Source organism: Allorhizobium sp. NPDC080224 (assembly GCF_050281005.1).
Lineage (GTDB): Bacteria > Pseudomonadota > Alphaproteobacteria > Rhizobiales > Rhizobiaceae > Allorhizobium.
Genome location: NZ_JBNNWJ010000002.1, coordinates 119,638 through 141,692, shown reverse-complemented (window position 1 = coordinate 141,692; position 22,055 = coordinate 119,638). Strand labels below are relative to the sequence as shown.

The window sequence follows — 22,055 nt, the reverse complement described above, 5'->3', positions numbered from 1 at the left end:
CGACCCGGCCCTGTTACCGATGGCGGAGCATCCTAGATAGCGAGGTGGCGGACGGCGTTTTTGCGCCCCTTCGTGACCGCCACCGATTTCGCGCTGAGCGCAACGAATGACAGATCTGGAGATTTCGACTGATGACAGACCAAACGCATATTGCCCTGAGCGACGGCGCCCGCATCCCCCAGGTGGGGCTGGGTGTCTGGCAGACACCGAACGACGAAGCGGCTCCCGCCGTAAAGGCCGCGCTGTCGGCCGGCTATCGCCATGTCGATACGGCCGCCGTCTATGAAAATGAAGAGGGCGTCGGCGAAGGCATCCGCCAGTCGGGGATCGACCGGTCGGAAATCTACCTCACGACCAAGCTCTGGAACACCGAGCAAGGCTATGACCAGACGCTGAAAGCCTTCGATGCCAGCCTGAAGCGGTTGGGAACGGATTATGTCGATCTCTATCTCATCCATTGGCCCTCGGCCCATCGGGGCCTGTTCGTCGACACCTGGAAGGCATTTGTGAAGCTGAAGGAAGAAGGGCGGGCGAAATCCATCGGTGTGTCCAATTTCTACCCGGAGCATATCGAGAAGATCGTCGCCCAGACCGGCGTTGTGCCGGTCATCAACCAGATTGAACTTCATCCGGATTTCCAGCAGCGCGAGGCACGCGCCTTCCATGAAAAGCATGGTATCGCAACGCAATCCTGGAGCCCCTTGGGCCAGGGCAAGCTTCTCGGTCACCCTGCAATCGCTGACATCGCCACCAAGCTTGGTCGTACGCCGGCTCAGGTCATCATTCGCTGGCACATCGACAACGGTCTTGTGGTCATTCCGAAATCGGTCACACCGTCGCGGATCAACGAAAACTTCAAGGTCTTCGACTTCAAATTGTCGGCGGAAGATCTGGATACCTTGAACGGTCTCGACGATGCGGGCGCCCGTATCGGACCGGATCCCAAGACGGCAACCTTCTGATTCACGTGAGACACGGCTGATCGACATGAAACGGGCCGCCACCCGAAAAGGGGGCGGCCCGTTTGCCGTTCACTGTTTGACGCCAGAATCCCAGTGCTCGTCGGCCTTGCCGTCGACGATCCGCCAGGTGTCATACCAGGTGGTGGTATAGGTCTTGGACGGATCCTGAGGATCCTTCTCCTCGCGGACGATGCCGACGGTCACCAGATCGCCCTCGGCTGTGACGAAGGCCACCGGGGTCGAAAGCTTTTCGGGGAGCGGCTTCTTCTCGACTTTCAAGACCTCGGTGAAAAATGCAACGACGGCATCGCGGCCGGAGGCGACGTTCGGATTGTGCTGGATGTAGCGCTCGGTCAAGAAGCGGTCGGCCTGATCCCAGTGCCCGGCCTCTAAAAGGTCGCGCATGATGTGATAGACGACCTGCTTGTTGGCATGCAGCTTCGGATCGGGACTCGTGAACAGGGCCTCCTTGTCGGCCGCGGCAACCACCGCTTCCTGAGCGAAAACCGGGGCGGGATGGGCCGACAGTGAAAACAGGCTGAGGGTAACGGCAAGAATGGCCGATTGCTTGATCATGGTTTCATCCTCGGAGACAGAAGGGGATATCATCCGGTGATACCGCTTGCTGGCCGAAGCAGGTAGAAGGCAGTTTTTTCAGCCGAAGTCTGCAAAACAGAACCGGCACTATGTCTGCTCCACAAGAACTGGGAGCCGGAGATGGTCTCTGGCATGGGCAGTTCTTGCCATCCCTGAACAAGATGTGACACTGTGCGCTGCCACAATTCGGGAGATTTCCATGTTGTTTCGCCGCGCTGTCCTTGCCGGTCTCTCCGCTCTTGCCCTGCTGCCTCTCGCTGCCAACGCCACCGACCTGCCGGATTTGGGCGGCAAGACGGTCGTCGTTGTGACGGAGAATGCCTATCCGCCGCTGCAGTTCGTCGACCCGAAGTCCGGCCTACAGATCGGCTGGGAATATGACGCGATGAACGAGATCGCCAAGCGGCTCAATTTCACGGTCGAGTATCAGAACACCTCCTGGGATGCGATGATCCAGGCCGTGTCGGATAACCAGTTCCAGATCGGCATGACCGGCATCACCATCAAGGAAGACCGCAAGGAAAAGGTGGATTTCTCCGAGCCCTATATGCGCTCCGAGCAGTTCATGCTGGTTCGCGGCGACGAGAGCCGGTTCAGCGACGGCAAGAGCTTCGCCGAGTTCGAAGACGGCCTTGTCGGCGCACAGCCGGGCACGACCCCCTTCTATACGGCCGTCTATGAGATCCTCGACGGCAATGAGCAGAACCCGCGCATCAAGCTGTTCGAGACCTTCGGCGCGACTGTCCAGGCACTCAAGACCGGCGACGTCGATGTCGTGCTGACGGACGGCACGGCGGGCAAGGGCTATGTCGATGCCTCGAATGGCGGCCTGAAGCTCGTCGGTGGCCCGCTCGGTTCGGAAGACTTCGGCTTCATCTTCCCGAAGGGCTCGGAACTCGTCGCGCCCGTCAATGCCGCGATCGCCGCGATGAAGGCCGACGGCACCATCGAGACGCTGAACAAGAAGTGGTTTCTAGACTACAAGATGGGCGAATGAACCGCGTCCGACCCTGCGACCTGAAAGCGGGTAACTGATGGCATTTCAGACCCTTCCGCAGGGTGATCAAAAAGGCGATCGGCCCTGGTGGCTGATCGCCTTCCTTGTGCTGGCGGCAGCACTTGCCGGCGTCATCTTCGTCAGCGACCTCTATGCGCAGGTCTTCAACACGGTGGCCAAGGGTCTCTGGGTGACGATCTTCGTCACGCTGGTCGGCTTTGCCCTGGCGACGGCTCTCGGCCTGCTGATTGCACTTCTTGGAATGTCGGACAGCGTGGTCCTGCGCCAAATCGCCCGGTTCTACGTCGAGGTCGTCCGCGGCATTCCGATCATCGTCCTGCTCTTCTACATCGCCTTTGTCGGCGCGCCCGGCCTTGTCGCGCTCTATAATTTCATCACGTCTCCACTCATATCGGCAGGCCTCGCGGAGCCTATGGTGGTGCGTGACATCTCCCTGATGTGGCGTGCGATCATTGCGCTGATGATCGGCTATTCTGCCTTCATCGCCGAAATCTTTCGCGCCGGGATCCAGTCGATCGACAAGGGGCAGATCGAGGCGGCCAAGGCGCTGGGCTTGAGCCGCGGCCAGCGCTTTCGTCTGGTGGTGTTCCCCCAGGCGATCCGCGTCATCTTCCCCCCACTGTCGAATGACTTCGTCGCCATGGTGAAGGACTCGTCCCTCGTCTCGGTCCTCGGGGTTGCCGACATCACCCAGATGGGCAAGGTTTACGCCTCCGGCTCGTTTCGCTTCTTCGAGACCTATTCGATCGTGGCCTATGTCTATCTCGTGCTGACGATCGGCCTTTCGATCCTCCTGCGAGGCTTTGAACAGCGCATGAGGGCGCGGCATCGATGAAGCTCCCTGCGCTCGATAAAACGGCAAAGACCATAAATCGCGTGCGCTACTATGCAGCCGGCATCACACGACATGCGGTGCCGCGCGAATGGTATCTGCAGCGGTGCAGACAGATCCTCGGCGAGCTCGAGGCATCACCCGAGCTCGAAGAGCTGATGCGAAGGGCGAACTACTACAACAGATTGCCCCCATGCTCTGTCGAGCCCGGCACGAGATTGAACGCGGTGGACCGGGCCCAGAGCCGCTATTATTTCGATCTCGATGAGTATCTGCGCTATTTTCCCTGTCGGTTGAAGGTCGATTATCTCTTCGGCGACGTGACATGGGTTCCAAACACGCCAAGCATCGTCAAGAGCCGCCCGACCGGAGGGGAGAACGGAAACTCCGTGCTTCTGAACCTCGACAAGCTCCGGCATTTCCGGCTATGCGCCGACGACACGCCCTGGGAGAAGAAGAAGCCGATGGCCGTGTGGCGCGGAGCGCTCAACAATCCACTCCGCATGGAATTGCTACGCCGGCATCATGAGAGCGCGTTTGCCGATGTCGGCCATATCGGAGAAACAAAAGACGGTGTCCAGGCCAAAGGCTTCCTCAGCCCGCAGGACCAGATGGGCTATCGCTATATCCTGTCCATCGAGGGCTTCGACGTCGCCACCAACCTGAAATGGATCATGGCTTCGCGCAGCGTCTGCGTGATGCCGAAGGGGCGCTACGAGACATGGTTCATGGAAGGCGGCCTGATCCCCGACCATCACTTCGTCGAAGTACGCCCTGATTTCAGCGACCTCGAGGACAAGATCGCCGAGCTGGAACGCAATCCGCAATGGGCGCAGGACATCGTGGCCAATGCCAATGCCTATGTCGCCTCGTTCTGCGATCGCAAGACCGAGCGCAAGATCTCCCTGCTGGTGCTTCAGAAGTATTTCGAAGCGACGGGGCAGCTTCCCCCGTCAGCCTTCAGCCCGCTGTTCTTTCAGCAGACGCGCGAATTACAGCCTGCATGACCCGTCAGTAGGTTTCCGGAACATACATGTCCGCCGGCACAGGATGGCGGATGTAGTCTGCATTGCGCACGCGTGCGGGAAGCTCGATCGCTTCCTTTGGCACATGCTCATAAGGCACCTGCGTCAAGAGATGCGCGATCATGTTGAGACGCGCCTTCTTCTTGTCGACGGCCTGAACGACCCACCAGGGCGCCTCCGGGATATGCGTGCGCTCCAGCATCTCTTCCTTCGCGCGGGTATAGCTTTCCCAGTGCACACGGCTTTCGAGGTCCATCGGCGAGAGCTTCCACTGTTTCAACGGATCGTTGATCCGCATCCGGAAGCGGAATTCCTGCTCTTCATCGGTGATCGAGAACCAATATTTGACGAGAATGATCCCCGAACGCACCAGCATGCGTTCAAATTCCGGGACGGAGCGGAAGAACTCTTCGAGCTCGTCCGGCGTGCAGAAGCCCATCACCCGCTCGACGCCGGAGCGATTGTACCAGGAGCGGTCGAACAGAACCATTTCGCCGGCCGTTGGCAGATGCTGGACATAGCGCTGGAAATACCACTGGCTGCGCTCGCGCTCCGTCGGCGCGGGGAGCGCAACGACCCGGCAGACGCGCGGGTTGAGCCGCTGGGTCACGCGTTTGATTGCACCACCCTTGCCGGCCGAATCGCGCCCCTCGAAGAGCACGACCATTTTCAGCTTCTTATAGTGCACCCAGTCCTGCAGGCGGACCAGTTCGTGCTGCAGCCGGAAGAGCTCGCGAAAGTAGATCCTCCGGTCGATCGTCGGCTCCGACATGCCGTCTGCGACCAGCTGGTCGAGCCTATCCTCTTCCAATTGCTGCTCAAGCTCCTCGTCGAAGCTGTCGAGGAGTTCGGTTTTGATGCGGTGGATCTCTTCGTTCATTGCGCCGGTTCCGAGAGGGTGCGATACTGACGAAGATCAATCATGCTTACGCGAAAGCTTCATGACAGCCGCATGTCATGGGGTACTCGAACCAATTGCCGACATCAGCGAAAACTGGTATGACGCCGCCCATGGGATCGAAATTCGGATGCCTCGCGAACCAGTTCATCGTGCTGCAGGACCACAAACGTCTGCCGGCACGCTTCTTCGCGCGCGTTCAAGGGGCCCTTGCGAGCCTTCGCGGCTGAGCTCCTGCGACCGGAAGACCGGCGCGATAAGACCTCACACTTCAAGAAATCCCTTATACTCAGTCTGGATGGAACTCACCCATGAGCGCACCTCGCACCCTTTACGACAAGATCTGGGACGACCACGTCGTCGATCGTCAGGACGACGGCACCTGTCTTCTCTACATCGACCGTCACCTCGTGCATGAAGTGACGAGCCCGCAGGCCTTCGAAGGTCTGCGCATGGCCGGCCGCAAGGTCCGCGCGCCGCAGAAGACGCTGGCGGTCGTGGACCATAACGTCCCGACCTCGCCGGACCGCCACCTCGGCATCAAGAACGAGGAAAGCCGCATTCAGGTCGAGGCGCTCGCTACGAACGCAGCCGAATTCGGCGTCGAATACTACTCGGCCTCCGACAAGCGTCAGGGCATCGTGCACATCGTCGGCCCGGAACAGGGCTTCACCCTGCCCGGCATGACCATCGTCTGCGGCGATAGCCACACCTCGACGCATGGCGCCTTCGGAGCGCTGGCCCATGGCATCGGCACATCAGAGGTCGAGCACGTGCTCGCGACTCAGACGCTGATCCAGAAGAAGGCGAAGAACATGCTGGTGCGCGTCGACGGGAAACTCCCGGAAGGCGTGACGGCAAAGGACATCATCCTCGCCATCATCGGCGAGATCGGCACGGCCGGCGGCACCGGCCACGTCATCGAATTCGCTGGCGAAGCCATCGAGGCGCTGTCGATGGAAGGCCGCATGACCGTCTGCAACATGACGATCGAAGGCGGCGCCCGCGCCGGTCTGATCGCGCCTGACGAAAAGACCTTCGAATACATCAAGGACAAGCCGCGCGCGCCGAAGGGTGAGGCGCTGGAGCAGGCGATCTCCTACTGGAAGACGCTGAAGTCCGACGAAGGTGCGCATTTCGATCGCGTCGTCGTTCTCGACGCTGCCAACCTGCCGCCGATCGTTTCCTGGGGCTCTTCGCCGGAAGACGTCGTCTCGGTCCAGGGCATCGTGCCTAATCCCGACGACATCCAGGATGAGACGAAGCGCGCTTCGAAGTGGCGCGCGCTCGACTATATGGGTCTGAAGCCGGGAACGAAGATCACCGACATCGCGATCGACCGCGTCTTCATCGGCTCCTGCACCAATGGCCGTATCGAAGACCTGCGCGAGGTCGCCAAGGTCGTGGAAGGCAAGACGGTTGCGTCGACCGTCTCTGCCATGATTGTTCCGGGCTCTGGCCTCGTGAAGGAACAGGCGGAAGCGGAAGGTCTCGACAAGATCTTCAAGGCGGCCGGCTTCGACTGGCGCGAGCCGGGCTGCTCGATGTGCCTCGCCATGAACGACGACCGCCTGAAGCCGGGCGAGCGCTGCGCCTCGACATCGAACCGCAATTTCGAAGGCCGCCAGGGCTTCAAGGGTCGCACGCACCTCGTGTCGCCGGCCATGGCCGCTGCAGCCGCTGTAGCGGGTCACTTCGTCGACATCCGCAGCTTCAAATAAGCGCAAGCGACAATCGACCTATCATCAGCCGTCCGCTGAAAAGCGGGCGGTTTCTTTATGGCTGCCCGTTGCAAACAGACGTGAAGCGACTATCGTCGCGCTGTTACAAAACTGTCATCTGCCGCTTGCGGGTCTCTCATGAAAACCAGTGAATTCGACAACTCGATCCGCAGGCCGCGGTAGTGAGTGCTGTTGCCGTGGGGCTGGCGCTGATCGCCGCGATCTTGCACGCCAGTTGGAACGCCTTCCTGCGGACGGGAGCAGACCGTCTCTGGTCGATCACCGTGATGAGCCTGGCGGGCAGTATCATCACGCTTCCCTTCCTTTTTACGGTGCCTGTGCCAGGGGCAGCCGCATGGCCCTATATCCTGCTCTCCGCAAGCCTTCAGGTGGGTTATAGCCTGTTTCTGGTGGCGGCTTACCGGCATGGCGAATTGGGCCAGGTCTACCCGATCGTTCGAGGCACGGTTCCTCTCCTGGTCACGCTGGGCGGATTTCTCTTCTTCGGCGAAGTCTTGGGGCCGTGGCAGACCCTCGGCGTCATCATGATTGCGACCGGCATCATGAGCCTGGCGCTTGGCAAGACCCGGGCTGCGACCTCATCGATCCTGTTCGCGCTGGCCACTGGCTTGATCATCGCCTGCTATTCGACCGTCGACTCGCGCGGTGTGAAGCTGGTCGAAGAACCCATCGCCTATGCGCTCTGGGTGCTGTTTCTTTTTGGCATCATGATCACGATCGCCTTTGCCGTGGCACGCCGGGGCCTGATCATCGATCTGCGCTCGCCGCTGACCTGGAAGGCGGCCGCTGGAGGCGTCGTCGCCATGCTGGCCTATGGCCTCGTCGTAGTGGCCTATGCCTATGCCCCTGCAGGGCTTGTCACGGCAGTCAGGGAAACAAGTGTCGTCTTCGCCGTCTTGATCGGCGCCCTCCTGCTGGGCGAGCCTCTCACCGTCCGACGGCTTCTTGCCTGCCTGATCGTTGCCGGCGGCGCAATCAGCGTCAGCCTCTAACGGACAGCCCAAACGAAAAAAGGCTCCGGAAACCGGAGCCTTTCGTCATATTGCAAGCTTGCAGCTGCTTATTCGGCAGAAGCTTCAGCTGCGGCAGCGGCTTCAGCGGCAGCGGCCTTTTCAGCGGCTTCGGCTGCTGCCTTTTCGGCGGCAAGTGCCTGTGCTGCTGCAACCTTCTCGGCTTCCAGACGTGCCTTTTCCTCGGCAACGGCGGCGCGCTCGGCGTCGTTCAGCTTGCGAGCGCGGGTGCCGGTGTTCTCGACGATACGAGCCGACTTGCCGCGACGATCGCGCAGGTAGTAGAGCTTGGCGCGACGGACCTTACCGCGGCGAACGATTTCGACGCTTTCGACGAGCGGCGAGTAGACCGGGAATACGCGCTCCACGCCTTCGCCGTAGGAGATCTTGCGAACCGTGAAGCTCTCGTTGATGCCGCCGCCCGAACGCGCGATGCAAACGCCTTCATAGGCCTGTACGCGGGTACGGTTGCCTTCCTTGACGGTCACGTTGACGCGGACCGTATCGCCCGGGGAGAATTCCGGAAGCTTGCGCTTGGCTTCGATCTTGGCGGCCTGTTCGGCTTCCAGCTGCTGAATGATGTTCATGTCTAACCTCGGTTTCTTCTGAAACAGCCAGAGCGCTCGACGATGATCCCTTGGAACGATGCCTGAGGATATTGACCCTGACGGGCCGGAGCGGATACGCGGTTCTTTGTTTTGGCAGACGGGCAAATCGCCCATTTCCGAGGCGGCCAATACACCAAGACGCTCCGCTTGTCACCCCTAACGCTGCGAATTTTTGCACGTGCGATGCGGCGCGAAGCCTTGCGGCGCAGGAACTCTCCTCCTATCACGTCCTCCTCATCATGGAGGAGATGGTACATATGTCGATGGCTCTGATCGCGCTGCTCTTTGCGGCGGGCTTCCTGTCTGGCGCTGTCAATGCGATCGCCGGCGGCGGGACCTTCCTCACTTTCGGCGCACTGACACTTGTCGGCCTTCCGCCGATCAGCGCCAACGCCACATCCTCGGTCACTCAGATCCCCGGCTACATCACATCGACGCTCGCCTATGGCAAGGAATTGCGGGCCATGGGACGCGGGGTATGGGTCCTCGCTGCCGTTTCGGCCGTCGGGGCTCTCGGAGGCGCGCTGTTCCTGATTTCGCTCTCCAATCCCGCCTTCCGAACCATGGTTCCCTGGCTGCTGCTCGTCGCGACAGTGATCTTCGCGGCGGGGCCGAAGTTGAGGCCGAAGACACAAGGCGAGAGCCATCCGGCCAGCCCGCTCGGGCTTGCGCTGCAGGGTGTGACGTCCTTCTATGGCGGCTTCTTCGGCGCCGGCATGGGCATCATGATGCTGGCATCACTGGGGCTGGCGAGCGGCGGTGACTATCACCGCCTCAACGCGCTGAAAAACTTCCTGTCGATCGTCATCGCAGCCGTCGCGATCGTCGTCTTCGTCGGTGCGGGCGCGCTCTCCTGGCTTCACGCCCTGATCATGATCCCGGCCGTGGCCGCCGGCGGCTATGCGGGCGTGGCGATGGCCAGAAAGGTCCCGCAGGCTGTCTTGCGTTGGATCGTGGTCGCCGCAGGTCTGGCGCTTGCCGCCTACTACTTTATAACCGGCTGATCGGGCAACAGGTCAGGGCGCCGCTCGCCGGTAAGCTTCACCGCCTGCTCATGTCGCCATTTTTCGATGGCGGCATGATTTCCAGATGTAAGAACTTCGGGAATCGCCCGCCCTTCGAAGACCTGGGGACGCGTGTATTGCGGATGTTCGAGCAAACCACCCTCGAAACTTTCATGCACGCCGGACAACTGGTTGCCCATCACGCCGGGCAGGATGCGTACCACCGCATCGAGTAGCGTCAGCGCCGCGGGCTCACCACCCGAGAGGATGTAATCGCCGATCGAGACTTCTTCGAGTTGGCGCGCATCGATCACCCGTTGGTCGACGCCCTCGAAGCGCCCACAGACGATCACTACGCCTTCACCTGCGGCAAGTTGTCGAACCCGCTCCTGCGTCAGCGGACGACCCCGCGGGCTCATCAGCAGGCGAGGACGTCCATCGTCGGCTATGGAATCGATGGCACGCGCCAGCACATCGGGACGCAGCACCATGCCGGCACCGCCACCCGACGGGGTATCGTCGACGCTGCGATGTCTGTCTTCGGCGAAATCGCGGATCTGCACCGCCTCCAGGGCCCAGTCGCCACGCTCCATCGCCCGGCCCGCGAGCGCCAGACCGAGATGGCCCGGAAACATGTCCGGATAGAGCGTCAGGATGGAAGCCTTGAAAGGCATGGGACGCTCAGCGGCCATTGTTCGGCCGCGGCTTGCCGCCGGCATTGCCGTAGGGCTTCTCTTCCCCGTCATCCTTCAGACCGGCTGCAATCGGATCGACGAGCAGACGGCCGCCTTCGAGATCGATCTCGAGCACGGCGGCTTCGGAAAAGGGAATGAGCACGGGCCGCTTGCCGGGGCCCTTCAACTCGAGCAGGTCACCGGCGCCGAAATCATAGACGGCGGTCACCGCGCCGTAGTGATTGTTCTCGGCATCATAGACCTCGAGGCCTTCGAGATCGGCATAATAGAATTCGTCCTCGTCGAGATCGTCATCCGGCAGCGCATCCCGGTCGACAAAAAGCTCGGTGCCGTTGAGTGCTTCGGCGGCGTTGCGATCGTTGACCCCGCGGAAACGGACGAGGGCCACCGTCTTGCCGTCACGGATCTCGAGGATCTCGAACTTTCGACCATCGGCCGCATAGAGGAAGCCGTAGTCGCCGAGACCGAGCGGATCTTCGGTGAAGGTCTTGACCCGCACCTCGCCCCGGAGCCCCTGGGCGGCACCGATCACGGCCATCAGTATCGGATTTTCAAGCTTGCTCATGAGTGGGAACGGTCCTGCACACGTCTCGGTTCGACATTCCTTTTATACCAAGTGTCGATGATAGAAACCCATAGGATCGGCTCGACCGCCCTTTCTGGCCAGGAGAGGTCCGACGAGCGATGCTGGCGCATCGGTCAAGGAGCTCGACGACACCAGAACGGGCGGGAAGCCGACCAAAAGTGGCTTATTGTGGGCCTCTGGCGTTGTTGCGCTGCTTGGCCGATGCGACAGCATCGCCCGGCGCGCCGCGCCTAGCCAGAAACCCACAATAAGCCATCCTATCGGTTCCTATCATCGACACTTGGTATTAGGCGGAAGCGACCGGAAAGAAAACGCAAAAACGGGCGGTGGGATGACCCACCGCCCGCTGAAAACGGCTATTTGCCGATTATTCTGCAGCGGCTTCCGAAGCGGCGGCAGCAGCGTCAGCGGCCTTCTGGGCACGCTCGGCAGCGCGCTCCTGAGCCTTCTTGCCCGGCTTTGCCTTGTCCGGGTTGCTGCGGGCGGCGCGCTCGGCGAGACCAGCTTCAGCCATGAAGCGAAGAACGCGGTCGGTCGGCTGTGCGCCCTTGGCAACCCAAGCCTTGATGGCTTCGGCGTCCAGCTCGACGCGCTTTTCGTTGTCCTTGCCGAGCATCGGATTCCACGAACCAACCTTGTCGAGGAAACGGCCGTCGCGCGGCGAACGGGCGTCGGCAACGACGATCTGGTAGTAGGGGCGCTTCTTGGAACCACCGCGGGCGAGACGAATCTTGAGGGACATTGCATTACTCCTTAGGTTTTCGATGCAGGCTGCCGGGGCATGCCTGTTTTTCTTGTTGAGGCCGCCGTCAGGCGGTCTTTTCAGTTGCACCGCCATGTTCGGCGGCAATGGCTTCATGATGCCGGATGACTTCCTTGATGATGAAGTTCAGGAACTTCTCGGCGAAATCCGGGTCCAGATTGGCATCCTGAGCCAGATGGCGCAGGCGGGTGATCTGGTATTCCTCGCGCGCCGGATCGGCGGGCGGCAATTCGTGTGTGGCCTTCAGCACGCCGACGGCCTTGGTGCAGCGGAAGCGCTCCGCCAGCATGTGGACCAGCGCCGCGTCGATATTGTCGATCGACTGGCGATAGCCTGACAGTTGCTCCTTGACGGACGGATCAATCATCGGCGCGCCCTCACTTCTTCTTCGGCAGGCCGGGGAGCCCCGGGAAACCACCACCACCGAGGCCAGGAAGCTTCGGACCGCCAAGACCAGGCAATCCACCGGCGCCGAGGCCCGGCAAACCACCCGGCTTGATGCCAGCGGCTTCCGCCTGCTTGGCAAGCGCTTCGAGCTGCTTCGGGTCCATCTTCGACAGATCCGGCATGCCCATGCCGCCACCCATGCCGCCGAGGCCCATCTTAGAAGCGAGACCGCCCATCATCTGCTTCATCATGCCGCCGCCCTTCTTGCCGCCCATGGCTTTCATCATGTCGGCCATCTGGCGATGCATCTTGAGCAGTTTATTGATGTCGGAGGCATCGGTGCCGGAGCCGGCTGCGATGCGCTTCTTGCGGGAATGCTTCAAGACGTCAGGATTGGCGCGTTCGGCCTTGGTCATCGAGGAGATGATCGCGAGCTGGCGCTTGAATACCTTGTCGTCGAGACCGGCGGCCGAGATCTTGTCCTTCATGCCGGCCATGCCCGGCATCATGCCCATGATACCGCCCATGCCGCCCATGGCCTGCATCTGCTTGATCTGTTCGGCGAGGTCGTTGAGGTCGAACTTGCCCTTGGCCATCTTCTCGGCCATGGCGCGGGCCTTGTCCGCGTCGATGTTCTCGGCGGCCTTTTCGACCAGCGAAACGATGTCGCCCATGCCGAGGATGCGGTCGGCGATACGGCGCGGATGGAACTCGTCGAGCTCCGACATCTTTTCGCCGACACCGATCAGCTTGATCGGCTTGCCGGTAACGGCACGCATCGAAAGGGCAGCACCACCGCGACCATCGCCGTCCATGCGGGTCAGAACGAGGCCTGTGATGCCGACGCGTTCGTCGAAGTTGCGGGCGAGATTGACGGCGTCCTGACCGGTGAGCGAGTCGGCGACCAGCAGGATTTCATGTGGCTTGGAGCGGGCCTTGATCTCGGCCATCTCGATCATCAGCGGCTCGTCGATATGCGTACGGCCGGCGGTGTCGAGGATGACCACGTCATGGCCGCCAAGCTTCGCGGCTTGCACAGCACGCGATGCAATATCGGTCGGCGACTGGCCGGCAATAACCGGCAGCGTATCGATGCCGGTCTGCACGCCGAGCTGGCGAAGCTGTTCCTGAGCGGCCGGACGACGCGTGTCGAGCGAGGCCATCAGGACCTTCTTCTTGTCGCGATCCGTCAGGCGCTTGGCGATCTTGCCAGTGGTGGTGGTTTTACCCGAGCCCTGCAGACCGACCATCATGATGACGACGGGCGCTGCGGCATTGAGATCGATCGACACACCTTCCGTGCCGAGCATTTCGACCAGCTCGTCATGGACGATCTTGACGACCATCTGCCCGGGCTTGATCGATTTCAGGACCGAGGCGCCAACGGCCTTTTCGCGGACCTTTTCGGTGAAGGCGCGGACCACTTCGAGGGCCACGTCGGCCTCGAGAAGAGCACGACGGACCTCGCGCAGAGCAGCCGAGACATCCGCCTCGGACAGCGCGCCACGGCCGGTCAGTCCATTCAGAATGGATCCAAGACGGTCCTGGAGGTTCTCAAACATCGGCTCTTCCTTGCATGGTTTCGGACACCCGAAACCTCGGTCTTCTCCGCGCGGAAAACAAGACGCAAAGCCAAAAAGCACCCGAGGGCGCAACGCGCTGTCGGGTGTTGACCTCCGGGATCTCTTTATACCTTCACGGGTCCCGGTCGGCGGCTCGGAGTGCTCGTCTCTTCGCAGATTGCGGCGGATAAACAGGAAAACGGCCGGAAAGTCAAGCGAAGTCCGGAGGAACAAGGACTTCGCGCGGAGTTGACGATCTGCGGCACGCCCATTGTCGTACAACCGACGAAACCACATATGGGTATGCCATGAACAGACGCAGCTTTCTCAAATGGTCGGGCTTCGGCCTTGTTGTCGCAACACTCGGAGGTCTCGGCTTGCGCGAGGCACATGCGGGCAACCGCTATTATTCCGGCCCCATGTCGGATCATTTCGATGGCAAGGTTTTCTTCAACCCGGGTGGCGAAGAGCCCCGTGGTCTCTCCGACCTGCTCCGCTGGCAGTTCGAAGGCGGCAAGATGGAATGGCCGAAACCTGTCACGGCGGCCGACGTCGTGACGACGAGGCCGGAACCACGCGTCGAAGGAAGCAGGCTTGTCGTCACCATGGTTGGGCATGCGACGCTTCTCGTCCAGACGGCGGGGCTCAACATTCTGACCGATCCGGTGTGGTCGGAACGCGCGAGCCCCGTGCCCTTTGCCGGGCCGAAACGCAACAATCCGCCCGGCGTCGCCTTCGATGACCTGCCGAAGATCGACATCGTGATTGTGACCCACAATCACTACGACCATCTCGACACAGCAACGCTCAACAAGCTTGTGCGTGCACACAATCCGCAAATCATCACACCGCTCGGCAATGACACGATCATTCGCGCGGCAAATCCATTTTCTCGAACCACTGTCATGGACTGGGGCGATCGGCTCGATCTCGGAGGTGGATTCGTCTTCCACTGCGAGCCCTGCCATCACTGGTCCGCACGCGGCATGGGTGACCGGCGCATGGCACTCTGGGCCGCCTTTGTCATCGAGACCCCGGCCGGCAAGATCTACCATATCGGCGACACCGGCTATGCCGAGGGCAAGCATTATCGCGAAGTCAGGGAAAAGCATGGCGACATCAGGCTCGCGATCATGCCGATCGGTGCCTATGAGCCGCGCTGGTTCATGAAGGCGCAGCACCAGAACCCGGAGGAGGCGATTTCAGGCTTTCGTTCGAGCGGCGCGGCTTTCGGCATCGGCCACCATTTCGGCACCTTCCAGCTGACCAATGAAGGCATCGACGATCCGCCGAAGGCGCTCGCGACAGCGATGTCTGCTGCCGGGATCGGCAGCGGGCGCTTCAAGGGCCTGCGCCCCGGCCAGCAGTTCGAGGTGCCGCGCGCCGGCGCCTGAGGCCCGAAGGCTCCCCAAAGGCTCGTTGACAGCAGCCGAGCTTTTGGCCAGACTTGAAGCATTCACCAGGGGTGTCCCGACAAGGGGCTGAGATTTCGCTACGCCAACCGCAAGGGACATGCAGCGCGATGACCCGTTGAACCTGATCCAGTTCATACTGGCGTAGGGACGGTGCGAGCGCTGCAAAACGACGATTCGAAAACCCGAATCCCGTGGCGTCTTTCCATCATTCCGGCTGACATGACTGGGTCTCCAACCTGAACACTTGGAGCTCCATGATGAACATTGCCCCTAACTTCCCAAAGCCCGACGTCACCACCGGGCCGCTTCCCGCCTCGACCAAGATCTTCTTAGCAGGAGACATGCATCCGGACATTCGCGTACCCCTGCGCCAGATCGCGCTGCACCCGACTTCGGGCGAACCACCGGTTAATGTCTACGATTCCTCAGGTCCCTACACAGATCCGCTGGCAACCATCGCAATCGATCAAGGCCTTGCCCGCCGCCGTCTGGATTGGGTCAGGCAGCGCGGCGATGTGGAGGCCTATGACGGCCGCGATGTAAAGCCAGAGGACAACGGCTTCGTCTCCGCAGAGAAACTCACGCCGGCGTTTCCCGTGAAACATCAGCCGCTTCGCGCAACGGGCGGCAAGGCCGTCACACAGCTCGCCTATGCCCGCGCCGGCATCATCACGCCGGAAATGGAATATGTGGCGATCCGCGAAAACCTTGGCCGCAAGGCCATGAAAGAAGCGCTCATCCGCGACGGCGAAAGCTTCGGCGCCGCGATCCCCGATCACGTGACGCCGGAATTCGTCCGCCAAGAGATCGCTCTGGGCCGGGCAATCATTCCCGCCAACATCAACCATCCCGAACTGGAGCCTATGATCATCGGCCGGAATTTCCTGGTGAAGATCAACGCCAATATCGGCAACTCGGCCGTCACCTCCTCCATGGCTGAGGAAGTCGAGAAGATGGTCTGGGCGATCCGCTGGGGCGCCGACACGGTCATGGATCTCTCGACCGGCCGCAACATTCACAACATCCGCGACTGGATCCTGCGCAATTCACCCGTGCCGATCGGCACCGTGCCGCTCTACCAGGCGCTGGAAAAGGTCGGCGGCATTGCCGAGGATCTGACCTGGGAGGTCTATCGCGACACGCTGATCGAACAGGCCGAGCAGGGCGTCGACTACTTCACCATCCATGCCGGCGTGCGACTGCATTACATCCCGCTGACCGTCAACCGCGTCACCGGCATCGTTTCGCGCGGTGGTTCGATCATGGCCAAGTGGTGTCTGCATCATCACAAAGAGAGCTTCCTCTACGAGCATTTCGAGGAAATCTGCGACATCTGCCGCGCCTACGATGTCTCCTTCTCGTTGGGCGATGGCTTGCGCCCCGGCTCGATTGCCGATGCCAATGATGCCGCCCAGTTTGCCGAGCTGGAGACGCTGGGTGAGCTGACCAAGATTGCCTGGGAGAAAGATTGCCAGGTGATGATCGAAGGTCCCGGCCATGTTCCCATGCACAAGATCAAGGAAAACATGGACAAGCAGCTGAAGACCTGCGGCGAGGCCCCCTTCTACACGCTGGGGCCGCTGACGACGGATATCGCGCCGGGTTACGACCACATCACCTCGGGCATTGGGGCGGCGATGATCGGCTGGTTCGGCACGGCCATGCTCTGCTACGTCACGCCGAAGGAGCATCTGGGTCTTCCCGACCGTGACGACGTCAAGGTGGGTGTCATCACCTACAAGATCGCGGCGCATGCCGCAGATCTCGCCAAGGGTCATCCGGCAGCGCAGCTGCGCGACGATGCGCTTTCCCGCGCCCGCTTCGAATTCCGCTGGGAGGACCAGTTCAATCTGTCGCTCGACCCGGAGACGGCGCGCTCCATGCATGACGAAACACTGCCGAAGGAGGCACACAAGGTCGCGCATTTCTGCTCGATGTGCGGGCCGAAATTCTGCTCGATGCGGATCTCGCATGATATCCGCGCCGAGGCCCAGAAGGAGGGTCTGACCGCCATGGCGGAGAAGTACCGCGCCGGCGGCGATCTCTACATGACGGCAGACGAGATCGCGGCACTTGAGACGGGGGAGCAGTCATGACGGTTCTCGTGAAGGGCGCCGGTGTCGCGGGGCTGGCGACGGCGCTGGAACTGGCGCGCAGGGGTGTCTCCGTCGAGGTCGTGGAGCGCCGAGCCGATATCGGGCTTGGCGCCTCCCATTGGGCGGGCGGCATGCTTGCCCCCTATTGCGAGCGGGAGGCGGCGGAAGAGATCGTGCTGACATCAGGTCTCTTGGCTGCCGACTGGTGGGACGAGGCCGTGCCCGGTCTCGTCCAACGCCGGGGCACGCTGGTGCTGGCCAATCCCCGCGATCTCGCCGACCTCAAGCGCTTTGCGACCCGCACGCGCGGCCATCGCTGGCTGGGCGAAGAGGAGATCCGAGACCTGGAGCCGGATCTCGCCGGGCGTTTCGGCACCGGCCTTTTCTTTGCAGAGGAGGCCCATCTCGATCCCCGCAAGGCATTGCGGGGTCTTTATCAGGCAGTGCGGCAGCTGGGTGTCTCCTTCCGCTTCGGCGAGGAGGCGGGTGATGCGGGAGCCTATTCGAGCGTCGTCGATTGCCGGGGGCCGCAGGCGATCAGTGAGATCGAAGACCTGCGCGGCGTGCGTGGCGAGATGCTCTATCTCGAGACAAGCGATGTCACCCTCTCCCGCCCCGTGCGCCTCCTGCATCCCCGCCACCCCCTCTACATCGTGCCGCGCGGCAACGGGCTGTTCATGCTGGGCGCGACCATGATCGAGACAGAGGATGACGGGCCGATCACGGCGCGCTCGATGATGGAACTGCTCAACACCGCCTATGCGCTGCACCCGGCCTTTGCCGAGGCGCGCATCGTGGAAACCGGTACCGGCATCCGCCCGGCTTTCCCGGACAATGTGCCCCGCCTCGTCGAGACGGCAGAAGGTTTGGCGGTTGCGGGCATGCATCGCCACGGCTTTCTGCTCGCTCCGGCATTGGCCCGTGAAGCCGCAGATAGGCTTTCGACCGCCCACGCCCTGGAGAAAAGGAGGACCGCATGAAGCTCACCGTTAACGGAGAAACCCTGGAGCTCGATGCAGGCAATCTCGCCGATCTGCTCGCAAAGCTCGACTACGAAGGCGACTGGCTGGCAACCGCCATCAATGGCGAGCTGGTTCACCGCGAGGAGCGGGCCGCCCATCCTTTGAACGATGGCGACCGGATAGAGATCCTCTCGCCCATGCAGGGAGGCTGAGATGGCACTCGAACTCTACGGCAAGACAGTCGCCTCGCGCCTATTGCTCGGCACCGCGCGTTACCCCTCGCCCACGATCCTGGCGGAGGCCGTGCGGCGCTCGAAGACCGAGATCGTCACCGTCTCGCTGCGCCGGGAAACCGCAGGCGGCAAGGTGGGCGGGGCGTTCTTCCAGCTGATCCGCGATCTCGGCGTTCACGTCCTGCCCAACACCGCCGGCTGCCACAGCGCCCGCGAAGCGGTCCTGACGGCAAAGATGGCGCGGGAGGTCTTTGGCACCACCTGGATCAAGCTCGAGGTGATCGGCCATCACGACACGCTGCAACCCGATGTGTTCGAACTGGTGGAAGCGGCGAAGATCCTTGTGGGCGAGGGCTTCGAGGTTTTCCCCTACACGACAGACGATCTGGTGGTCGGGGAGAAACTGCTCGCCGCCGGATGCCGGGTGCTGATGCCCTGGTGCGCACCGATCGGCAGCGCCATGGGGCCGCAGAATCTGCCGGCACTCAAATCCATGCGGGCAGAATTCCCGGATGTGCCGCTGATCGTCGATGCCGGCATCGGGCGTCCCTCCCATGCCACAGCGGTGATGGAACTCGGCTATGACGCCGTGCTGCTCAACACCGCTGTTGCCTCGGCCGGCGATCCCGCTGATATGGCAGAGGCCTTTGCCAAGGCCATTGAGGCTGGGCATATTGCTCATGGAGCAGGCATGCTGGAACCGCGCGACATGGCCGTGCCATCCACCCCCGTCATCGGAAAGGGGGTCTTTGCATGAAGCTCGATCCCTTCTACCTCATCGTCGACAATGCCGACTGGATCGAGCGGCTGGTGCCGCTGGGGGTGAAACTGGTGCAGCTGCGGATGAAGGACGCCGAGGAAAGCTTGCTTCGCCAGCACATCCGCCGCGCCCGGCAATGCTGTGCCGACCACGGCTGCCAGCTCATCGTCAACGACTTCTGGCAGATCGCCATCGACGAGGCCTGCGACTTTGTCCATTTGGGACAGGAGGATCTGGCGACGGCAGACCTCGCCGCCATCCGCAGCGCGGGCCTGAAGCTCGGTCTCTCGACCCATGACGGGGCGGAACTCGAAACGGCGCTCGCCGCCAAGCCTGATTATGTCGCTCTCGGCCCTGTCTATCCGACGATCCTGAAGAAGATGCCCTGGGCGCCACAAGGCCTGGAACGGCTGACATCCTGGAAGGAAAAGGTCGCCCCCCTGCCCTTGGTCGCGATCGGCGGGCTTCGCCCTGACCGGCTTCCCGGCATCTTTGCAGCCGGGGCAGACAGTGCCGCCGTCGTGACGGACATCACGCTCAATGCCGATCCCGAAGCGCGAACCCGGGAATGGCTTGATGTGACCGAGCCATGCCGTTGACCATGGTCGCGCGGTTTTGCCCGCTCTACTGGTAATTCCGCTGCATTTCCGCCATATAGGCTGAAAATGCAGCTTTCTGGAGTGACGATGTCGGATCGGGTCGAATTCGCAAGGATGAACGGGCTTGGCAACAAGATCCTGGTCGTCGACATGCGCGGTCGCACCGACCGGGTGACGCCGGCTGCGGCAATCGCGCTCGCTGCCGACCCAGCGACCGCCTTCGACCAGATCATGGCGATCCATGATCCGAAGCTCGACGGCACCGACGCCTATATCGACATCCTGAATTGCGACGGCTCGAAGGCCCAGGCCTGCGGCAACGGCACGCGCTGCGTGGTGCAGGCGCTTGCCAGTGAAACCGGCCGCAAGAGCTTCACCTTCCAGACCATTGCCGGCATCCTGAACGCCGTCGAACATGCGGATGGCACGATCTCCGTCGACATGGGCAAGCCCGTCTTTGCCTGGGACAAGATCCCGCTCTCGGAAGAATTCCACGACACCAGCCGCATCGAGCTGCAGATCGGCCCGATCGACGCGCCGATCCTGCATTCGCCCTCGGCCATGTCGATGGGCAATCCGCATGCCGTCTTCTGGGTCGATCGCGATCCCATGACCTATGATCTGGAACGCTTTGGCCCGCTTCTCGAAAACCATCCGATCTTCCCGGAAAAGGCGAATATCACGCTGGCCCAGGTCACCTCGAAGACATCAATGATCACCCGCACCTGGGAACGCGGCGCCGGCCTGACGCTCGCCTGCGGCTCTGCCGCCTGCGCCGCTGGCGTTTCCGCCGCCCGCACCGGTCGCACCGAGCGCAAGGTGACGATCACGGTGGCGTCCAGCCCGAACCGCGGTACGCTCACAATCGACTGGCGCCCTGATGATAAGGTCGTCATGACCGGTCCCGCCGAATGGGAATGGTCCGGCACACTTGATCCGGTGACCGGCAGCTGGCAGCGCGACGAGAGCGGCCAAGCAGAGGCCGCCACCCCGTGACGTCTTTGCAAAAGGGTTCTGTCGAGGTCATCACCTTCGGCTGTCGCCTGAACACCTATGAATCCGAGGTCATGAAAGCCGAGGCTGCCAAGGCCGGCCTCGACAACGCGATCCTCGTCAACACCTGTGCGGTCACCTCCGAGGCCGTGCGCCAGGCCCGCCAGGCGATCCGCCGGGCACGCCGGGAGAACCCGGAAGCCCGTATCATCGTTACCGGCTGTGCTGCCCAGACGGAGGCGCAGAATTTCGCCGCCATGCCCGAGGTGGACGCCGTCTTGGGCAACGAGGAAAAGCTGAAGGCCGAGCACTACCGCCGCCTGCCGGATTTCGGCGTCTCGGCGGAAGAGAAGGTGGCCGTCAACGACATTATGAGCGTGACCGAGACGGCTCCGCAGATGGTGGCGCATATCGACGGTCATGTGCGCGGCTTCCTGCAGGTGCAGAACGGCTGCGACCACCGTTGCACCTTCTGCATCATCCCCTATGGCCGTGGCAATTCACGCTCCGTGCCGATGGGCGCCGTCGTCGAACAGGCGCGCAAGCTCGTCGAGAACGGATACCGCGAAGTGGTGCTGACCGGGGTGGACGCGACGAGCTACGGCGCGGATCTGCCCGGCAATCCGACGCTCGGCCTTCTCGCCAAGACATTGCTGAAGCAAGTGCCGGAAATCCAGCGCCTGCGCCTTTCCTCGATCGACAGTATCGAGGCGGACAACCATCTCTTCGACCTGATTGCTGACGAGCCGCGTTTCATGCCGCATCTGCATCTGTCGCTGCAGCATGGCGACGACATGATCCTGAAGCGCATGAAGCGGCGGCATTCGCGCACCGATGCGATTGCCTTTACCGAGCAGGTCCGGCGCCTGCGCCCCGGCTTTGCCTTCGGCGCCGACATGATCGCCGGCTTCCCGACGGAGACCGAGGAGATGGCGGCAAACTCGGCGCGCCTCGCCGAGGAGATCGGCATCGCGCATTTGCATGTCTTTCCCTACAGCCCCCGCCCCGGCACGCCGGCAGCCCGCATGCCGCAGCTCGACCGGGCACTCGTCAAGGCGCGTGCAGCAGACCTTCGGGCCGTCGCCGATCGATTGCAGGCTATCCATCTCGCCGCCCGCGTCGGGACCCGGCAGAAGCTACTGGTCGAGCGCAACGAAATGGCGCATACGGAAGACTTCACCCTCGTTGCGACACCGGGCATGACACCTGGCAGTCTGATAGAGGTTTCGATCGGCGGGCATACCAGCCGCCATCTGACGATTGCATCGGCAGCGGCAAACGCTGCTGCCTGACAGACGGAATAGAGTG

The 22,055-nt window shown here is 62.0% G+C and carries 23 protein-coding genes and 1 riboswitch; of the genes, 15 read left to right on the top strand and 8 right to left on the bottom strand.

The features are described 5' to 3' along the window. Window positions 1-131 precede the first annotated feature (131 nt). Window positions 132-962: an aldo/keto reductase gene (locus ACQKP1_RS18995; RefSeq protein ID WP_427276576.1), complete on the top strand. Its 831-nt coding sequence runs from the start codon at window positions 132-134 to the stop codon at window positions 960-962. Between the two features lie 69 nt (window positions 963-1,031). Here ACQKP1_RS18995 and ACQKP1_RS18990 read toward each other — a convergent pair whose 3' ends face one another. Beyond that, window positions 1,032-1,538 (bottom strand): nuclear transport factor 2 family protein, encoded by a 507-nt coding sequence (locus ACQKP1_RS18990; RefSeq protein WP_427276575.1) that lies wholly within the window; start codon window positions 1,536-1,538, stop codon window positions 1,032-1,034. Between the two features lie 220 nt (window positions 1,539-1,758). On the opposite strand from ACQKP1_RS18990, the gene ACQKP1_RS18985 reads away from it, so the two are divergent. Genes ACQKP1_RS18985 through ACQKP1_RS18975 form a run of 3 tightly spaced genes read left to right on the top strand, consistent with a single transcriptional unit; the run spans window position 1,759 to window position 4,416 of the window. Then, window positions 1,759-2,556 carry a transporter substrate-binding domain-containing protein gene (locus ACQKP1_RS18985; RefSeq protein ID WP_427276574.1) on the top strand — a complete coding sequence of 266 codons (798 nt, stop codon included), beginning with the start codon at window positions 1,759-1,761 and terminating at the stop codon, window positions 2,554-2,556. Between the two features lie 37 nt (window positions 2,557-2,593). Beyond that, the gene (locus ACQKP1_RS18980) at window positions 2,594-3,412 is read left to right on the top strand and encodes an amino acid ABC transporter permease (protein ID WP_427276573.1); all 819 of its coding nucleotides are present in this window, start codon (window positions 2,594-2,596) and stop codon (window positions 3,410-3,412) included. Then, on the top strand, window positions 3,409-4,416 hold the full coding sequence (locus ACQKP1_RS18975) for a glycosyl transferase family 90 (RefSeq protein WP_427276572.1): 1,008 nt from the start codon (window positions 3,409-3,411) through the stop codon (window positions 4,414-4,416). The genes ACQKP1_RS18980 and ACQKP1_RS18975 overlap by 4 nt, the downstream gene beginning before the upstream one ends. Before the next feature lie 4 nt (window positions 4,417-4,420). Here ACQKP1_RS18975 and ppk2 read toward each other — a convergent pair whose 3' ends face one another. Beyond that, complete coding sequence (ppk2, locus tag ACQKP1_RS18970; RefSeq protein WP_427276571.1) at window positions 4,421-5,314, bottom strand: polyphosphate kinase 2; 894 nt, start codon at window positions 5,312-5,314, stop codon at window positions 4,421-4,423. Between the two features lie 329 nt (window positions 5,315-5,643). On the opposite strand from ppk2, the gene leuC reads away from it, so the two are divergent. Further along, complete coding sequence (gene leuC, locus ACQKP1_RS18965; RefSeq protein WP_427276570.1) at window positions 5,644-7,053, top strand: 3-isopropylmalate dehydratase large subunit; 1,410 nt, start codon at window positions 5,644-5,646, stop codon at window positions 7,051-7,053. A gap of 182 nt (window positions 7,054-7,235) precedes the next feature. Further along, a complete protein-coding gene (locus tag ACQKP1_RS18960) occupies window positions 7,236-8,066 on the top strand; it encodes an EamA family transporter (protein ID WP_427276569.1) in 831 nt (276 codons plus the stop codon). Window positions 8,067-8,134: 68 nt separating this feature from the next. On the opposite strand, the gene rplS is transcribed toward ACQKP1_RS18960, so the two are convergent. Beyond that, on the bottom strand, window positions 8,135-8,671 hold the full coding sequence (rplS, locus tag ACQKP1_RS18955) for a 50S ribosomal protein L19 (protein WP_054150070.1): 537 nt from the start codon (window positions 8,669-8,671) through the stop codon (window positions 8,135-8,137). A 278-nt stretch (window positions 8,672-8,949) separates the two neighbouring features. Between rplS and ACQKP1_RS18950 the strand changes: the two genes are divergently transcribed. Continuing rightward, entirely contained in the window at window positions 8,950-9,696 is a 747-nt protein-coding gene (locus tag ACQKP1_RS18950) for a sulfite exporter TauE/SafE family protein (RefSeq protein WP_427276568.1), read from the top strand. Here the strand turns inward: ACQKP1_RS18950 and trmD are convergent. The 5 genes from trmD to ffh form a co-directional block, all read right to left on the bottom strand. Continuing rightward, window positions 9,678-10,370 (bottom strand): tRNA (guanosine(37)-N1)-methyltransferase TrmD, encoded by a 693-nt coding sequence (gene trmD, locus ACQKP1_RS18945; protein ID WP_427276567.1) that lies wholly within the window; start codon window positions 10,368-10,370, stop codon window positions 9,678-9,680. The two genes, ACQKP1_RS18950 and trmD, sit on opposite strands and share 19 nt — an antisense overlap. 7 nt (window positions 10,371-10,377) lie before the next feature. Further along, window positions 10,378-10,956 carry a ribosome maturation factor RimM gene (rimM, locus tag ACQKP1_RS18940; protein ID WP_203018673.1) on the bottom strand — a complete coding sequence of 193 codons (579 nt, stop codon included), beginning with the start codon at window positions 10,954-10,956 and terminating at the stop codon, window positions 10,378-10,380. Window positions 10,957-11,344: 388 nt separating this feature from the next. Beyond that, complete coding sequence (gene rpsP, locus ACQKP1_RS18935; RefSeq protein ID WP_203018674.1) at window positions 11,345-11,719, bottom strand: 30S ribosomal protein S16; 375 nt, start codon at window positions 11,717-11,719, stop codon at window positions 11,345-11,347. Window positions 11,720-11,786: 67 nt separating this feature from the next. Beyond that, a complete protein-coding gene (locus ACQKP1_RS18930) occupies window positions 11,787-12,107 on the bottom strand; it encodes a chorismate mutase (RefSeq protein WP_427276566.1) in 321 nt (106 codons plus the stop codon). Between the two features lie 10 nt (window positions 12,108-12,117). Further along, window positions 12,118-13,689, bottom strand: coding sequence for a signal recognition particle protein (gene ffh / locus ACQKP1_RS18925; protein WP_427276565.1), 1,572 nt, complete (start codon window positions 13,687-13,689; stop codon window positions 12,118-12,120). Between the two features lie 308 nt (window positions 13,690-13,997). Between ffh and ACQKP1_RS18920 the strand changes: the two genes are divergently transcribed. The 8 genes from ACQKP1_RS18920 to mtaB all read left to right on the top strand — a co-directional run bounded on the left by ACQKP1_RS18920 (window position 13,998) and on the right by mtaB (window position 22,039). Then, on the top strand, window positions 13,998-15,083 hold the full coding sequence (locus ACQKP1_RS18920) for an MBL fold metallo-hydrolase (protein WP_427276564.1): 1,086 nt from the start codon (window positions 13,998-14,000) through the stop codon (window positions 15,081-15,083). Between the two features lie 57 nt (window positions 15,084-15,140). Next, window positions 15,141-15,270, top strand: a riboswitch (TPP riboswitch). A 91-nt stretch (window positions 15,271-15,361) separates the two neighbouring features. Further along, window positions 15,362-17,200, top strand: a complete 1,839-nt coding sequence (gene thiC / locus ACQKP1_RS18915) for a phosphomethylpyrimidine synthase ThiC (RefSeq protein WP_427276563.1) — start codon at window positions 15,362-15,364, stop codon at window positions 17,198-17,200. Continuing rightward, a complete protein-coding gene (gene thiO / locus ACQKP1_RS18910) occupies window positions 17,197-18,180 on the top strand; it encodes a glycine oxidase ThiO (protein ID WP_203018679.1) in 984 nt (327 codons plus the stop codon). The genes thiC and thiO overlap by 4 nt, the downstream gene beginning before the upstream one ends. Next, window positions 18,177-18,374, top strand: a complete 198-nt coding sequence (gene thiS / locus ACQKP1_RS18905; protein WP_203018681.1) for a sulfur carrier protein ThiS — start codon at window positions 18,177-18,179, stop codon at window positions 18,372-18,374. The genes thiO and thiS overlap by 4 nt, the downstream gene beginning before the upstream one ends. Window position 18,375: 1 nt before the next feature. Next, window positions 18,376-19,152, top strand: coding sequence for a thiazole synthase (locus ACQKP1_RS18900; protein WP_427276562.1), 777 nt, complete (start codon window positions 18,376-18,378; stop codon window positions 19,150-19,152). Next, complete coding sequence (locus tag ACQKP1_RS18895; protein ID WP_427276561.1) at window positions 19,149-19,754, top strand: thiamine phosphate synthase; 606 nt, start codon at window positions 19,149-19,151, stop codon at window positions 19,752-19,754. The genes ACQKP1_RS18900 and ACQKP1_RS18895 overlap by 4 nt, the downstream gene beginning before the upstream one ends. Window positions 19,755-19,841: 87 nt before the next feature. Then, a complete protein-coding gene (gene dapF / locus ACQKP1_RS18890) occupies window positions 19,842-20,750 on the top strand; it encodes a diaminopimelate epimerase (RefSeq protein ID WP_427276560.1) in 909 nt (302 codons plus the stop codon). After that, window positions 20,747-22,039 (top strand): tRNA (N(6)-L-threonylcarbamoyladenosine(37)-C(2))-methylthiotransferase MtaB, encoded by a 1,293-nt coding sequence (gene mtaB / locus ACQKP1_RS18885; RefSeq protein ID WP_427276559.1) that lies wholly within the window; start codon window positions 20,747-20,749, stop codon window positions 22,037-22,039. The genes dapF and mtaB overlap by 4 nt, the downstream gene beginning before the upstream one ends. The last annotated feature ends 16 nt before the right edge of the window (window positions 22,040-22,055 follow it).